Origin of the sequence: Marivita sp. GX14005, assembly GCF_023370775.1 — a bacterium.
Taxonomy (GTDB): Bacteria; Pseudomonadota; Alphaproteobacteria; order Rhodobacterales; family Rhodobacteraceae; genus Marivita.
In genome coordinates this window covers 163717-178996 of the sequence record NZ_JAMCCQ010000005.1, presented here as the reverse complement: position 1 = coordinate 178996, position 15280 = coordinate 163717, and the positions used below count along the sequence as shown (strand labels likewise).

Annotated in this window: 14 protein-coding genes and 1 tRNA gene; 4 read left to right on the top strand and 11 right to left on the bottom strand. The window is 60.8% G+C overall.

What is annotated here, in order from left to right; translation table 11 throughout:
- Positions 1-83 precede the first annotated feature (83 nt).
- The 11 genes from M3465_RS14790 to pdxH form a co-directional block, all read right to left on the bottom strand.
- Entirely contained in the window at positions 84-746 is a 663-nt protein-coding gene (locus M3465_RS14790; protein WP_249502545.1) for an abortive infection family protein, read from the bottom strand.
- Positions 747-790: 44 nt separating this feature from the next.
- A protein-coding gene (locus M3465_RS14785; protein WP_249502544.1) for an IS3 family transposase occupies positions 791-1920 on the bottom strand; the annotation gives its coding sequence in 2 pieces (ribosomal slippage) (positions 791-1686 and positions 1686-1920; 1131 coding nt in all).
- A gap of 27 nt (positions 1921-1947) precedes the next feature.
- Positions 1948-2580 carry an AbiJ-related protein gene (locus M3465_RS14780; protein ID WP_249502543.1) on the bottom strand — a complete coding sequence of 211 codons (633 nt, stop codon included), beginning with the start codon at positions 2578-2580 and terminating at the stop codon, positions 1948-1950.
- A gap of 51 nt (positions 2581-2631) precedes the next feature.
- Positions 2632-3153: an SLATT domain-containing protein gene (locus tag M3465_RS14775; protein ID WP_249502542.1), complete on the bottom strand. Its 522-nt coding sequence runs from the start codon at positions 3151-3153 to the stop codon at positions 2632-2634.
- Positions 3150-4031, bottom strand: a complete 882-nt coding sequence (locus M3465_RS14770; protein WP_249502541.1) for an SMODS domain-containing nucleotidyltransferase — start codon at positions 4029-4031, stop codon at positions 3150-3152. The genes M3465_RS14775 and M3465_RS14770 overlap by 4 nt, the downstream gene beginning before the upstream one ends.
- Before the next feature lie 123 nt (positions 4032-4154).
- Positions 4155-4820 (bottom strand): DUF6338 family protein, encoded by a 666-nt coding sequence (locus tag M3465_RS14765; protein WP_249502735.1) that lies wholly within the window; start codon positions 4818-4820, stop codon positions 4155-4157.
- Between the two features lie 400 nt (positions 4821-5220).
- Positions 5221-8868, bottom strand: coding sequence for a vitamin B12-dependent ribonucleotide reductase (locus M3465_RS14760; RefSeq protein ID WP_249502540.1), 3648 nt, complete (start codon positions 8866-8868; stop codon positions 5221-5223).
- Between the two features lie 453 nt (positions 8869-9321).
- Positions 9322-9398: transfer RNA gene (locus M3465_RS14755), tRNA-Pro, on the bottom strand.
- Positions 9399-9410: 12 nt separating this feature from the next.
- A complete protein-coding gene (locus M3465_RS14750) occupies positions 9411-9947 on the bottom strand; it encodes a DUF192 domain-containing protein (protein ID WP_249502539.1) in 537 nt (178 codons plus the stop codon).
- Positions 9926-10465 (bottom strand): cold-shock protein, encoded by a 540-nt coding sequence (locus tag M3465_RS14745; protein ID WP_249502734.1) that lies wholly within the window; start codon positions 10463-10465, stop codon positions 9926-9928. The genes M3465_RS14750 and M3465_RS14745 overlap by 22 nt, the downstream gene beginning before the upstream one ends.
- Before the next feature lie 103 nt (positions 10466-10568).
- Positions 10569-11174 carry a pyridoxamine 5'-phosphate oxidase gene (gene pdxH, locus M3465_RS14740; protein ID WP_249502538.1) on the bottom strand — a complete coding sequence of 202 codons (606 nt, stop codon included), beginning with the start codon at positions 11172-11174 and terminating at the stop codon, positions 10569-10571.
- Between the two features lie 168 nt (positions 11175-11342).
- Between pdxH and fabI the strand changes: the two genes are divergently transcribed.
- The 4 genes from fabI to M3465_RS14720 all read left to right on the top strand — a co-directional run bounded on the left by fabI (position 11343) and on the right by M3465_RS14720 (position 15279).
- Complete coding sequence (gene fabI / locus M3465_RS14735) at positions 11343-12149, top strand: enoyl-ACP reductase FabI (RefSeq protein WP_249502537.1); 807 nt, start codon at positions 11343-11345, stop codon at positions 12147-12149.
- Positions 12146-12757 (top strand): LysE family translocator, encoded by a 612-nt coding sequence (locus tag M3465_RS14730; protein ID WP_249502536.1) that lies wholly within the window; start codon positions 12146-12148, stop codon positions 12755-12757. Before fabI ends, M3465_RS14730 begins: the two co-directional genes overlap by 4 nt.
- A gap of 19 nt (positions 12758-12776) precedes the next feature.
- A complete protein-coding gene (gene gpt / locus M3465_RS14725; RefSeq protein ID WP_249502535.1) occupies positions 12777-13280 on the top strand; it encodes a xanthine phosphoribosyltransferase in 504 nt (167 codons plus the stop codon).
- A gap of 154 nt (positions 13281-13434) precedes the next feature.
- Complete coding sequence (locus M3465_RS14720; protein WP_249502534.1) at positions 13435-15279, top strand: peptidyl-prolyl cis-trans isomerase; 1845 nt, start codon at positions 13435-13437, stop codon at positions 15277-15279.
- Position 15280 lies beyond the last annotated feature (1 nt).

Here is a 15280-nt window from a genome sequence, read left to right as displayed (position 1 = left end):
TTGTGTTTCGACAGACTTGGGTTCCCGAAAAACGGGTTTCAATCTTGGTTTTTTTCTGTCGATAACGCCATGAGATTCGTTACTTATTCATATGTTGTTGTTGTGGAAATTTGTGAAAGGTGACGATCCAAGACGAAATCGACGAATGTGCTAGCCGCTCCAATCGCGAGACGCGCATGGCGCGGCTGTAATCCTTTGAAGTCGCGCCCGCGGCCATGACCTTTTCCATAGGCGTTGCGGAGCGGAGCTAGCGAGTGCGCGATGTTCCCGAGGCTAGTCAGGATGCCTCTGATTTCGTTCGAGCCTTTCGCGTTCTCATCGATCCCATCTGGCATGATCTTGATCTCCTTGCGGAGAAGCTTTAGAAGCTCAGGAATCTCTGCCTTTTCCGGATATACAACCTTCCGATCATCGAGGATGAGCTTGCAGCAGCTTTCCACGATCTCCTTTGCCAAAGCGATCGCCTCACCAGGCTCGCTGTCGCCGATGCGTTCGAGGCGCCGCAGGTCCTCATAAAGCGTGTTCGAATTCAGGGTGGCCGCCACCGACTTGATGCGCTGGACCGATCCACCCAGGGCGTGAACCTTGCGTTGCGGCACATAGGCCGGACGGCCATCGATGATGGCGTCCTCGACGAGTTCCCATCCGTCGGCGCGCAGATGACCATTGAACGCCCGGGCGAGCGCGCCCTGCTCCGCGTCGTCTTTCCGGACAATGGGATGTAGAACCTCGCAGATGAACTTCATGAATATTGGACCTGTCGCGTATTTGTGCCGCTCCGAGTGCTCGTTTAAGCCACCTTCCGTTCAAAAGCGACCGGGCTTTTCCAGCCCAGTGCTGAGTGGCGTCGTCGCGGATTATAGAAGCCGTTGATGTATTCGAAGATTGCCATCTCGGCCTGGCGCCGGGTTACCCAAGGTCTGCGCCAGATCAGCTCAGCCTTGATGGTTTTGAAGAACGTCTCGACTGCCGCATTGTCATAACAATTGCCTTTCCCGCTCATCGAGACCTGGAAGCCGTGTTCGCGCAGGATCTTCTGATAGTCATGCGAACAATATTGGCTACCTCTGTCGGTGTGATGGATGCAGCCCTTGGGTGGTGCCCGGAAGGCGATGGCCATTTTCAGCGCCCGGATCGCCAGGTCGCGCTTCATCCGGTTGCTGACGGCCCACCCAATGACACGCCGGGAATGCAGGTCGAGGATGACCGCCAGATATAGCCACCCCTCGCGAGTCCAGATGTAGCTGATGTCGCCTGCCCATTTCTGGTTCGGCTCAGTCGCACGGAAGTCGCGATCCAGCAGGTTCGGCGCAATATTGAACGTGTGATCGCTGTCAGTGGTTGCCTTGAACTTGCGTGTTCTCTCAACGGTAATCCCGTTTTCGCGCATCAGGCGACCAACCCGGCGGTGCCCCACATCAATGCCGACCTCCTTCAGTTCTTCGGTCATTCGGGGCCTGCCGTAGCTACCCAGGCTGAGACGCGACTGTTCCTTGATGTGCGCCAGAACGATCATATCCATGCGCTGCCTGTGGCTGGCCGGACGGCTGCGGAACGCCCGCAACCCGCGCGGGCTGACGTTCATGACCTGACACAGCCGGTCGATCGGAAAGGCCCCGCACTGTTCTTCAACGAACCTGAACCTCATGGCTTTTGGCTCGCGAAGAACTGGGTGGCTTTTTTTAGGATGTCCCTCTCCTCCTTGAGGATACGGTTCTCGCGCCGAAGTCGTTCGTTCTCCCGCGCAAGCTCGCGATCCTCGGGCGATACCACATCCGTAGCGCGGTGCGCTGTCACCCACTTGTTCAGCGTCGAAAGCCCAACGCCTAAATCATCCGCAACTTGCCGCCGTGTTAGCCCGCTGGTCAGCGCAATTCGCACTGCATCCTTGCGGAATTCATCCGTTCTTCCTGTGCCCATAGTTCGTCTCCTTTGCTGCACATTATGCTACCAAAGGAGCGGCACCAAACCGCGACAGGTCCATATGTTCTGATCAGCGGCATAGAGACCGAAACGCGGATCGCGGTAGAGCCAGTCTTGTGACCAGTCAGAGTTGTTGATGCAGTGCTGCCAGATGTCCTGCTCTGCGTTCTGGAACCGGCTATCATGAGATGGCAGGGAGGTCAGATCGAAGATTCGGCTGAGAAAAGCGATCTCATCCAAGGCGCCATGCCAGACGGTCTCCCTAGCACGCATCTCGTCAAGGATCGCGGCGCGTGTGCGTTTGTCTATATTCCCGTCAGGCACATGCCGCCCCGAGGGTGGCGCGAGCGTCGGTGAGATCTCCGCGCTCACCCAGTATCCATTGTCCTTTCCCGCAACGAGTTCGAGGTTCTTCGAGATGATCCCGGCGATCTCGTCCCGGCGATCCTCGATCGACACAAACACGCTGACCGGGACACGAAGATAGACAGTCCAGAGCTCGGTCCCGCCGTTCCAGTTATCGTATCCAACCTCGACGATCTCGATGTCTGCTTGGCTCATGGCGCGGAAAGCATCGTTTTCGTCCTTCTGGCGAAGGAGTTCCGCCACTGTGGGTAGGCTGCCTTCGATTTCGCGTCTGATGCTCAGGTATCTCATGGGTGTCTGCTCAAAGCGTCAGCAGTTTGGCGGCTGCCAAGCGGCTCTCCATTATTTCCCGCTTTTCTCGTCGTCCACAGCGAAGGCGTAGTCGCCGCTGTCGAGTTTTTTCTGTGCTTCCTTGAAGCACCATTCCGGCAAGGTGGGTGACGCCGACCTAGCGGCGTCCATCCTGTCCATCAACTGCTCAAAAGCCGGTTGAAATTCCTCAAAACTCGTCTGCGTGTGGGTTGCGGCCATTTGGCGAAACCGGTCGCGCATGTTGGTGAACTCAGTCGCTGAGGCGCCGATTTCACTCACCCGCATGTCCATCCCCAGTGCCTTGTAGATCGTGGGAAAAAATCCAGCAAGCAGAGCGAGAGCGGCCGCGACGTATGGTGCCCATGTAGTGGGGATATCCAAGAGAAGCTCGCTGGAAGCGAAGCCGCCGAAAATGATCGGCGCGACGATGAAAACGGTGTTCCAGGAGCGAGACCATTTCTCCCAGATGTAGAGGCCGACAGCCGTATACGCGCAGGATTCCTCCTGACGTTTGCATTCCTTGATGAGCTCCTGAACGCGTTGATCGGTCATGGGATCCTCGGCATGCTGATGGCGCCGAAGATCTTCTGCCACTCGTCTCCGGCCGCACCGACGTCGGAAGTCTCAAGGGAGCAAGCCTTCACCGCACGTCCATGAGCGTTATCAGCCTTCGAATACCACGAATCCCCAAGGCTCATGAACTCGCCCGTTCCGGGAGCCGCCACGTATCCGAAACGCTTGCTCTTGAGATACGAAAGAAAGTCTCGAACCATGTAATCGTGATAGAGGCGAGTTTTGCCCTTGTGTTCCCATCCTCTGAGGAACTCAATAGCGATGAGCTCGATCCAGAATGACCTGATCGGCACGGAACAGTATTCTTGCCACTTCTTCATCATCCGCACGAGTTCGCGAGTCTGCCCATCGGTGTCGTCATTGCTTGCCCTGACGGCATCGTTCTCAGCGATATAGTCAGCGGTCACGTAGGACCCGCCGTCCTTAGTGAAGCAAACCCAATATTTTCCACTATCGAGCTGGAATGCTGGTATCAACTCGACGTTGAAGGTCGAGAACGGCACCTTCACGACCGGACCATCACCCTTGATGTAGGACGTGGTCGAAAACGCAGCCTGAAGAACGTTCTTGACCTCCTGCAGGAGTGCCGACTGCCTATTGCCCGATCGCTTCTGGAAGCGTTCGTATACCGCGTAGGGCATGGCATAGAGAACGTCGACGTCGCGAGGCGGCCTGATGCTCGTGAACTTTCCGCGCGATCCTACGAATAAGGAGTTATCCGTTCCGGATGATGTGCCACGATAGTGCTTGTTCAAAGCCTTGACTACGCTCTGCCGTCGATCGGCACCGTCCTGATGCTGCTGTTGGGTCAGCAGGATGTTGTTGTGAAATTTCTCGAAACGTTCTGCGACGCCCACCTCGGCCTCCTACTCGTTATCAACCTTCATTTCTTGACCACGCTGCCGCCACGCGGAGGCTTGCCCGGTGCGCTTCCCGTGGTGGGCTGGTGGCCACCCTGCGGTTTCGGGCGATAACCGTTCTCAACGTAGGTCGACGATGGTTTCGTGGGTCGGGATACTGGCGTCGCTGTCGGTTTCTTCGCCATATGACGGTCCTTCTTCATGTTGCGGAATGATGAACTCGACGAACCGGACTTCGTCGGCCTTGATGAGCATACTGCGCTGGCCCGCATCCTGCCAGGTGCCCTCCGCATCGATCTCGTAGACCTTCTCGAGGTAGAGATCGCGCTCTCCGGGATCGGAGGAGATGAACGACGCATCACCGCAATATCCGGCAATGGGACCGCCGTTCTTGATGGTGACGAGCACATACGCGCCTGACATCTCGCCAAACTTCCAGTCCCAGGCGGCGGCAATTGGATGGACGGGGTTGATGCGAAGGCGACGTAGAAGCTGGCGCGTAAATTCTTTGCGGGTGGCAAGTCCTATAAGGCTGCCGATAATTGCAGGGAGTCCGAACACGAGCACGATCCACCCGACAACACCCCACCCTGTTTGCTTCTGGCTGATCCATTGGAAAGCCGGCAAGGTCGCGGCAAGGTAAACGACCGAGATGACGAAGTAGCTCAAGAGTGCATCCGAGTGCTTCTGTCCACGACCGGTGAGAAACTGGCTCCGGAAGAACATCAGGAGCAGGCCTGGCACAACGAATGCCAAGATGGTCTGGATTGCTTCCGGGGATTTCATATCGATCACGATCACCTCTTTAACGACGTAATTTGCCTCGTCATTGGTTTACCTACTAATTTCGAGCGGCACTTATTGCAGCCATCCACTTTTGGTAGTTCGTCTTCGGGCGCATCACTTCAAAAAAGGGGCGCCTCCAAAAGGCGCCCCATGAGTTTCTTTGGAAAGAGCTCAGTTGATTCACCGCTCGCTTTATTTTATGCCTGCGGCCCTTCCAAAGTGCAGAGCAAGCGCACCTGCTCTGGGTCTCGATGTCATCGCCTCGGGATCGACCTCAATCTAATGCGATCCATCCAGAAGATCGTTTTCGTCCCTCCCGGAGAACCTTTGCTCCCGGACCGGACAACCTTTGCCCGAAACGGGACAAACTATGCCCGGAAGGACATAAACTCCGCAAGCGTCAGCTACATCCCGACGTTCCGCCGCAGGTGTTGCACTTCATGCAGGTGCCGTTGCGCACCAGCGTGTAGTTGCCGCAATCGCCGCAGGCCTCGCCTTCGTAGCCCTGCATCTTGGCGCGGGTCACGGCGGTCATGGTGCTGGTGCTCGTCGTTCTGGATACGCTCGCGGTCACCACCGAGGTCTCCGGCGCCAGCCCCCCCAACGCGGACGAGGTATCGCCGACCGCGAGGGACTGGCCGCCCTGCAGCACCACCAGTTCCTGCGGCATCCGCTTGCGCAGATAGCCGGTCGAGCTGATCTGCTTGAGCACTTCGAGCGATTTGGAGGCCGCCGTTTCGGACAGTTCCTTGACGTTGGAGACGCCCTCCTGATCGCCCTTGCCGATATCGTCGAAGCTGGCCCCTTCGGGCTTCACATGGGCCAGGTCGGTCCGGTCAAGGTAGCTGACCGCCAGTTCGCGGAAGATGTAATCGAGGATCGAGGTCGCGTTCTTGATGCTGTCATTGCCCTGCACCATGCCCGCCGGTTCGAACTTGGTGAAGGTGAAGGCATCGACGAACTCCTCCAGCGGCACGCCGTATTGCAGGCCGACCGACACGGCGATGGCAAAGTTGTTCATCATCGCCCGGAAGCCGGCGCCTTCCTTGTGCATGTCGATGAAGATCTCGCCAAGCTGGCCATCGGCATATTCGCCGGTGCGCAGATAGACCTTGTGCCCGCCGATGGTGGCCTTCTGGGTGTAGCCCTTGCGCCGCTCGGGCATCTTCTCGCGCTGCGATTTGGCAACTTCCTTCACCACGATCTTCTCGACGATCTTTTCGGCGAGAACCTGCGCCTTTTCCTGCGTGGAGCCGGACTCGAGCACCTCCGCCGCATCCTCGTCATCCTCGACCAGCGCCGCCGCAAGCGGCTGGCTCAGCTTGGAGCCGTCCCGATAGAGCGCGTTGGCCTTGGTGCCGAGCGACCAGCTCAGCTCATAGGCATTCTGGCAATCCTCGATGGTGGCGTCATTGGGCATGTTGATCGTCTTGGAGATCGCGCCCGAAATGAAGCTTTGCGCGGCGGCCATCATGGTGATGTGGCTGTTGACCGACAGATAGCGCTTGCCCTTCTTGCCGCAGGGATTGGCGCAATCGAAGACCGGCAGATGCTCGTCCTTCAAATAGGGCGCGCCTTCGAGCGTCATGGTGCCGCAGACATGATCGTTCGCCGCCTCGATCTCGGCACGGGTGTAGCCCAGATGCCGCAGCAGATCGAAGGTCGGATCGTTCAGCTTCTCCGCCGGGATGCCCAGCACCTCGCGGCAGAACTCCTCGCCCAGCGTCCACTGGTTGAAGACGAAACGGATATCGAACGCCGCCGCCAGCGCGCCATCGACCTTTTCAAGCTGCGCGGGGCCGAAGCCGTGCCCGATCAGCGAGGTGTGGTTGATGCCGGGCGCATTGCCGATGGTGCCGTGGCCGACGGCATAGGCCACGATCTCCTCGATCTGCGAGGTGCTGTAGCCCAGCTTTTCAAGCGCGGCGGGCACGGACTGGTTGATGATCTTGAAATAGCCGCCGCCCGCCAGTTTCTTGAACTTGACCAATGCGAAATCCGGCTCGATCCCGGTTGTGTCGCAATCCATCACCAGACCGATAGTGCCGGTGGGCGCGATCACCGTGGCCTGCGCGTTGCGGTAGCCGTGCTTTTCGCCAAGACGCAGCGCCTCGTCCCAGCTCGACATGGCCAACTCGACCAGCATCGGATCGGGACAATTGCCGTGATCCAGCGCGACCGGCTTGACCGACAGCGCCTCATAGCCCTCCGTCTTGCCATAGGCGGCGTTGCGGTGGTTGCGGATGACGCGCAGCATGTGCTCGCGGTTCTTCTTGTAGCCCGCGAAGGCGCCCAGCTCTCCGGCGATCTCGGCCGAAGTGGCGTAGGACACGCCGGTCATCACCGCGGTCAGTGCCCCGCAGAGCGCGCGGCCCTCGTCGCTGTCATAGGAATAGCCCATGTTCATCAGCAGCCCGCCGATATTGGCATAGCCCAGACCCAGCGTGCGGAAATCATAGCTGCGCTGCGCGATCTCCTTGGATGGGAACTGCGCCATCATCACCGAGATTTCCAGCGTCAGCGTCCAGAGGCGCGTGGCGTGCATGTAGTCCTCGGACTGGAACACGCCGTCCTTGAGGAAGGTCAGCAGGTTCATCGAGGCAAGGTTACAGGCGGTATCGTCAAGGAACATATATTCCGAGCACGGGTTCGAGCCGCGGATCTCGCCGTCTTCGGGGCAGGTGTGCCATTCGTTGACGGTGGTGTGGAACTGGATGCCCGGATCGGCGCAGGCCCATGCGGCGTGGCCCACATCTTCCCAAAGATCGCGCGCCTTGATCGTCTTGGCGACGCTGCCATCGGTGCGGCGGATCAATTCCCAATCCGCATCGTCCTTGACTGCCTGCAGAAAGGCATTGGTCACGCGGATCGAGTTGTTCGAGTTCTGGCCCGAAACCGACGCATAGGCTTCTGAATCCCAATCGGTATCGTAGGTCGGGAACTCGATGCTCGCATAGCCCTGACGTGCGTAATCCAGAACGCGCTTGATATAGGTCTCGGGGATCATCACGCCCTTGGCCGCGCGGATCGCGCCTTTCAGGGCGTCGTTCTTCTTGGGATCATAGGCGTCTTCTTCCGCGCCATCCCATGTGCCGATGGCCGCAAAGATCGCGTTGAGCATCTTTTCGTGCATCTTCGATCCGGCGACGATGGAGGCGACCTTCTGCTCTTCCTTGACCTTCCAGTTGATGAATTCCTGGATGTCGGGGTGATCGGCATCGCAGATCACCATCTTGGCCGCGCGGCGCGTGGTGCCGCCCGACTTGATCGCGCCCGCCGCACGGTCGCCGATCTTGAGAAAGCCCATCAGGCCGGAGGATTTGCCGCCACCCGACAGCGGCTCATCGGCGGCGCGCAGGCTGGAGAAGTTGGTGCCGGTGCCGGAGCCATACTTGAACAAACGCGCCTCGCGGACCCAAAGATCCATGATACCGCCATCGCCCACCAGATCGTCGGCGACCGACTGGATGAAGCACGCGTGGGGTTGCGGATGCTCATAGGCCGAGGTCGATTTCGTCAGCTTGCCGGTCTTGTAATCGACATAGAAATGGCCCTGCCCCGGACCGTCGATGCCGTAGGCCCAATGCAGGCCGGTGTTGAACCACTGGGGGGAGTTCGGCGCGGCCATCTGGGTTGCCAGCATGTAGCGCATTTCGTCGAAATAGGCCTGCGCGTCTTCTTCGGTGGTGAAATATCCACCCTTCCAGCCCCAATAGGTCCAGGCGCCGGCCAGACGGTCGAAAACCTGCTTGGAGGAGGTCTCCCCGGTGGTTTCGGTCTTGGCCGAGGCCGGCTTGCTGCGCCACAGGAAGCTGGGAACGTCGTTTTCCTCAATCTTCTTCAGCGCGACGGGCACCCCGGCCTTGCGGAAATATTTCTGCGCGATGACATCGCTGGCGACCTGGCTCCAGCTGGCGGGCACTTCCACGTTGTCGAGATGAAAGACAACGGTGCCGTCCGGGTTGCGGATCTCGGAGGTGGTCGAGACGAACTCGATCCCCGCATAAGCGTCCTGACCTGCCTTGGTAAATTTTCTCTCGATTTTCATCGCGCCGTTCTCTTCTTGTTAAACCCCAGACAAAGCCCCCAACCGGGCCGCGAGAGACGCAGAGAGCCACCCTCCGCATGGCTGACATGCGAAGGCAAACCCTTAAAACCGGTTTGACCTGTTCTGCGTTTCAAGACCGACCGAACACTATATCTTGTGTGTGCCCGTATCGGCTCGCACAAATTGGCGTAGCTTGCCGCCCCCCGTCAACGCTTTTTTTACGAAAATGAACATAGATTTGGGGTTGACCGGCAGGGATGCCACAAGGGCTGGTGATTCAACTGTGGGTAGGCTCTGTATAGGTCTGTGGATAATTCGGGGGCAGAATTCGCGCTCCGAAAGCGGCGGGAAATAGGATCATCGCGGGGCCGAATCCGTGACCCGGCAGGCGGCGCAAACGCGTTGCGATTCCCGAGCGAGCGGGAAGAACGTATCTACCGATGAAAGGAATTCTGGTCGGGACGGCAAGATTCGAACTTGCGACCTACGGTACCCAAAACCGTCGCGCTACCAGGCTGCGCTACGCCCCGACTGCGCTGCGTTTACCGGTCGGATGCGGGTTTGGAAAGCGGTTTTTTCCCGTCGGCGCCAGACTCGCAAGGCCAAGCGGCCGCCTCGTCAGCGATGGCTGGATGGCGCATTTCCGATCCCGCCCCGATCCCGAGCCGGGCGGCCAGCCCGCCATTGATCTCAAGCACGAACTGGATGTCCTCTCCCCCCGGGATCGCGGTCAGATCGCCGGGCTGCGCCTCGTGATGCACGCGCCGGATCGTGCCGCCGGCATCGGCGAAAAGCATGTCGAGCGGGATCAGCGTGTTCTTCATCCAGAAAGCCACTGGCTGCGGCTGCTCGTAAACGAACAACATTCCGCCCATCGTTGGCACCTCTTCGACGAACATCAGCCCCCGGCTGCGCGTTTCCGGCGTATCGGCCAAATCCACGGTAATCCGCGCGCGGCCCCAATCGCCGCGCAGGTAGACGCTGTCATCCCGGCATGGCGCTTCGGCACCCGCCGGCACCGCAAGCTGCGCCAGACCCAGCGCGAGCGCGATCGGTTTCAGTCCAGACCGGCTTCCCATGCAAGCACCTCTACCGCCATGCGCCCGCGCTTGCTCTGGATCGCGCGCAGGGCCAGCGCCTCTCCGGGGAACAGATCGGAAAGGCCGGAGCGGCGCAAGACCTCGATATGGATGAACACATCCTCGGGGCGGCCATAGACATTGGCAAAACCGAACCCCTTGGCCTTGTCGAACCACTTGACCCGCGCCGGCTCGAGCGGGGTGGCGGCGATCTCCTCGGCTGAAACCCCGCTGAAATCTTCCAGCGGCGCAACATCTCCCTGCGCGGGCGGCGTGATCTCGATGATCTCGATCGCCTGAAGCCCGCGAGCGGTCTTTTGCACATCGACCACGATCCGCGCGTTATCGGCAACGGAGCCCTGCCCGAAATTCCTCAGGACATTTGCATGCAGCAGGATGTCGGGACCGCCTTCATCCGACACCAGGAAGCCGAAGCCCTTGGCCGGATCGAACCATTTGACGTATCCCGAAACGCGCGCGTCTGCTTTTGGCGAGTGTTCCACAGTCGTATCCAACATCGTCATATCGCTTTCAGCCATGCCGGTCGTCATTCCACTTTCACGTTCAAGTCACATGAATTTTCCGGCGGAAACAAGGGCTGCATTTCACGTGACGTGAGCGTCACGGATTTAAGCGATTGATTTCCCATGTATTCTTTTTTTCCTCCCAAGTCCAACGAAATCTGTCGTGTAACCGGAACGCCCCGTCCGCCCAGAACTCGATTTCCGTCGGCCTGATGCGAAACCCGCCCCAGAACGGCGGGCGCGGCGGGTTCGGGCCAAGCTTCGCGGTCAGCCTCGCGACCTCCCCCATCAGATGCGTGCGCGATCCCAGAGGCTGCGACTGCCTCGACGCCCAGGCACCGAGGCGGCTCTTGAGCGAACGCGAGGCGTAATACTCATCCGCCTTGTCTCCGTCCTCCCGCGTGACGGTGCCACGCACCCGGATCTGGCGATGCAGCGATTTCCAGTGCATCACGAAGGCCGCCTTGCCACTCGTCTCGATCTCGCGGCCCTTGCGGCTTTCGTAATTCGTGTAGAAAACGAAAGCGTCCGCCTCGATCTCCTTGAGAAGCACCATTCGGACATTCGGCATGCCCTGCTCGTCCACACTCGCAAGCGCGATGGCGTTGGGATCGTTCGGCTCGCTCGCCTCCGCCTCCCGCAGCCAGGCCCGTGCGATTTCGAACGGATCGTCGCCCGCGAAGATACCACTGCGATCACTCATGAAACTCTCCTCATCTCGATGGGCCGTATCCCGGCCCGATTCCCGATTGTCCACAGACAGATTGTGTCAGCATACCGATGCGCAAAACCCCGCCGGATTCGCAGTCTTGCCCGCGCTGCGCCCTTCGCCTAAACGATAAGGGCACATAGCGGAAAAAGGCAGGACGTCATGCAAAGCAAGATCATGGAGGGAAAGCGCGGGCTGATCATGGGGCTTGCGAATGACAAATCCATCGCCTGGGGCATCGCGCGGGCGTTGTCGGATGCCGGCGCCGATCTTGCCTTTTCCTACCAGGGCGAAGCGCTGAAAAAACGGGTCGATCCGCTTGCCGCGCAGCTTGGCTCCGATATCGTTCTGCCTTGCGATGTCAGCGACGAAGGCTCCATCGACGCGCTGTTCGACGGGCTCGGAAAGCGTTGGGACACCCTCGATTTCGTCGTCCATGCGATCGGCTTTTCCGACAAATCGGAACTGCGCGGACGATACGTGGATACCACGCGCGACAATTTCACCATGACGATGGATATCTCGGTCTATTCCTTCACCGCCGTGATGCAGCGGGCGGAAAAGATGATGACAAATGGCGGCGCGGCGCTGACCATGACCTATTACGGCGCCGAGCGGATCATGCCGCACTACAACGTGATGGGCGTGGCCAAGGCGGCGCTGGAGGCGTCGGTGCGCTATCTGGCCGAGGATCTGGGCAAGGACGGCATCCGCGTCAACGCGATCTCGGCCGGCCCAATCAAGACGCTCGCGGCCTCCGGCATCGGCGATTTCCGCTACATCATGAAGTGGAACGAATACAACTCGCCCCTGCGCCGCAACGTGACCATCGACGATGTCGGCAAATCGGCGCTCTACCTGCTCTCCGATCTCGGATCGGGCGTCACCGGAGAAACGCATCACGTCGATGCGGGCTACCATGTCGTCGGCATGAAGGCGGTCGATGCGCCGGACATGAGCAAGGAATGACCGCCGGTGCGATCCTGTCAGTCGCCGTCATTCACCTCCTAGCGGCGATGTCGCCGGGTCCATCCTTCGTCGTTTCCGTCCGCACGGCGGTCTCCGAAGGCTTCGGCACCGCCGCCGCGCTTGCGCTCGGCTTCGGGCTGGGTGCGGTGCTCTGGGCCGCGGCGGCGATGGCGGGGCTGGCGCTTCTTTTCGAGCTGCTGCCGCAGCTCTTTCTCGCCTTCAAGATCATCGGCGGTGCCTTCCTCATCTTCATCGCGGTGATGATGTGGAAACATGCCAGCACCCCCCTGCCCGATCTGTCCTCGCGCGCTCCGCGCAGCCCCGCCTCTGCGGTCCGACTCGGGTTCATGACCTTTCTGGCCAACCCCAAGGCGGCGGTGTTCTTCGGCGCGGTTTTCGTCGGGCTGGTGCCGATGGATATCGATGCCGGCACGCGCGCGCTGCTTCTGGCCATCATCTTCTTCAACGAAACGCTTTGGTATATCTGCGTTGCGCGCATCTTCTCGCTGCCGGCAAGCCGGCGCGCCTATGCCCGCCTCAAGGCGGCGATCGACCGCGCATTCGGCAGCATCCTTGCCCTCTTCGGGCTGCGCATCGCATTCTTCTGACCCCCCGAAAGGAATTTCCATGACCGACCGCCTGCCCCATGAAAAAGGCTTCCATGTCAGCTGGGACCAGCTGCACCGCGATGCCCGCGCGCTCGCGTGGCGGCTCGACGGCGCCGGACCGGACGAGGGCGGCTGGCGGGCCGTGGTGGCGATCACACGGGGCGGCATGGCACCCGCGATGATCGTCGCGCGCGAGCTCGATGTGCGCGTTGTCGATACGATCAGCGTCAAGAGCTACAATCACCAGACGCAATCGGAACCGCGCGTCATCAAATCGCCCGACATGGACGTCGTTGGCGACGGCACCGGCGTTCTGGTGGTCGACGATCTCGTCGATACCGGGCGCACCATCGAGGTGGTGCGCAAACACATGCCGAATGCCCATATCGCCACGGTCTACGCCAAGCCGAGCGGCAAGCCCCAGGTCGACAGCTTCATCACCGAAGTGAGCCAGGACACCTGGATTTTCTTTCCCTGGGACATGGCACTGCAATATGTCCAGCCCTATCGCGGCACCGATTGACGGGCTTCTTTGGGCTCCAAATACCTCGGGGGAATCGCCTGAAAGGCGATGGGGGCAGCGCCCCCCTCCCCGGCAGCGACCGCGCCCCCTTGCGGGGCTTCGAGCCGCCGCGTAGACACGGCGCTGAACAGTCCAAGGAAAAGGCGATCACCGCATGGCGATGGGCAAAGGCAAGCTGTCGAAAACCCTAATCTGGATCCTGATGGGCCTGCTTTTCGTCGGGCTTGCGGGCTTCGGCGCGACGAGCCTGACCGGCTCGGCCCGCAGCGTCGCGACGGTCGGCGAGGAGGAGGTTTCGACCGACGCCTATCTTCTCGCCCTGCGCAACGAGCTCAATGCGATGTCCGCGCAGGCCGGGCGCAGCGTGCCGATGTCCGAAGCGCAATCGCTCGGGCTCGATCGGCAGGTCCTTTCGCAACTGGTGACGGCGGCGGCGCTGGACAACGAAGCCGGAAGGATCGATCTGTCGGTCGGCGACGAGGTCGTGGCCGAACAACTCCTGCAAGTGCCGTCCTTCCAGGGTGCGGATGGCCGGTTCAACCGCGAAGCCTATCGTTTCGCGCTGCGCAACCAGGGCCTGACCGAGGCCGAGTTCGAGGAGCGCCTGCGCGACGAGACCGCGCGCAGCATCCTGCAAAGCGCGCTCATCGCCGGCAATGCCCTGCCCGATACCTATATCGACACGCTACTGGCCTATACCGGTGAGACGCGCGATTTCACCTGGGCGCGCCTCGGACCCTCTGCGATGCAGACCGGCCTGCCGGAGCCGGATGAGGCGGATCTGCGCGCCTATTACGAAGAGAACATCGCCGCCTATACCCTGCCCGAACGTCGTGATATCACCTATGTCTGGATCACGCCCGAAATGATCCTCGACACGGTCGAGGTCGATGAGGACGCCCTGCGCGCCGCCTATGAGGAGCGCGAAGCGGAGTTCAACATGCCCGAACGTCGCCTGGTCGAACGGCTCGTCTTCAGCGATGAGGCCGCCGCCGCCGCCGCGCGCGAGCGGCTGGACGGCGGCGCGAGCTTCGAGGATCTGGTGACCGAGCGCGGGCTGTCGCTGGGCGATGTAGATATGGGCGATGTCACGAGCGAGGCTCTGGGCGCCGCCGGCGAGGCGGTGTTTTCCGCCGATATCGGTGCGGTCACGGACCCGCTCCCCTCGGGCCTCGGACCCGCGCTCTACCGCGTCAACGCGATCCTCGATGCGCAGAACACCCCGTTCGAGGAGGCGCGTCCGGTTCTGCGCGATGCGCTGGCGCGCGACCGCGCCCGCCGCGTCATCGAAACGCTGGCAGGTGAAATGGACGACGAACTCGCAGCCGGCGCGACGCTGGAAGATCTTGCTGAAACCACCGAGGGCGAGCTTGGCCGGATCGACTGGATGCCGGGCGCAGATGGCGGCATCGCCGCCTATGACGCGTTCCGAGAGGCCGCCGAGGAAACAGCGGAAGGCGATTTTCCCGAGATCCGGCAGCTCGGCGATGGCGGCGTCTTCGCGCTTCGGCTCAACGAGATTGCCCCTCCGGCCCCCCAGCCCTTCGAGGAGGTCCGGGACCGTGTCCGCCAGGGATGGGACACGCGACAGCAGACGGAACGCCTGACTGCGCGGGCCGAGGAACTCGCCGGCGAGTTGGAAGCGGGCCAGGATTTCGCCGCGCTCGGCCTTGAACCCATGCGCGAGACGGGGCTTGGGCGCAATGCACAGATCGCCGATCTTCCGTCCGATCTGCTGCAGACCGTCTTCGATCTCGCGCCCGGTGCCGCCATCGCGGTGCCCGGAACCGGCGAGGCGTTCCTTGTCCGGCTGGACGCGATCACCCCGGTCGATCGCGAAAGCGAGACCATCACCGCGCTGGAGGACGCGCTGCGCGAACAGGCCGCCGGCAGCGTTGCCGAGGATCTGTTTCGCGCCTTCGCCGTCGACGCGCAGCGCCGTGCCGGGATCGAGGTCAACCAGGCCGCGATCAACTCCGTTCACGCCTATATCCAGTGAT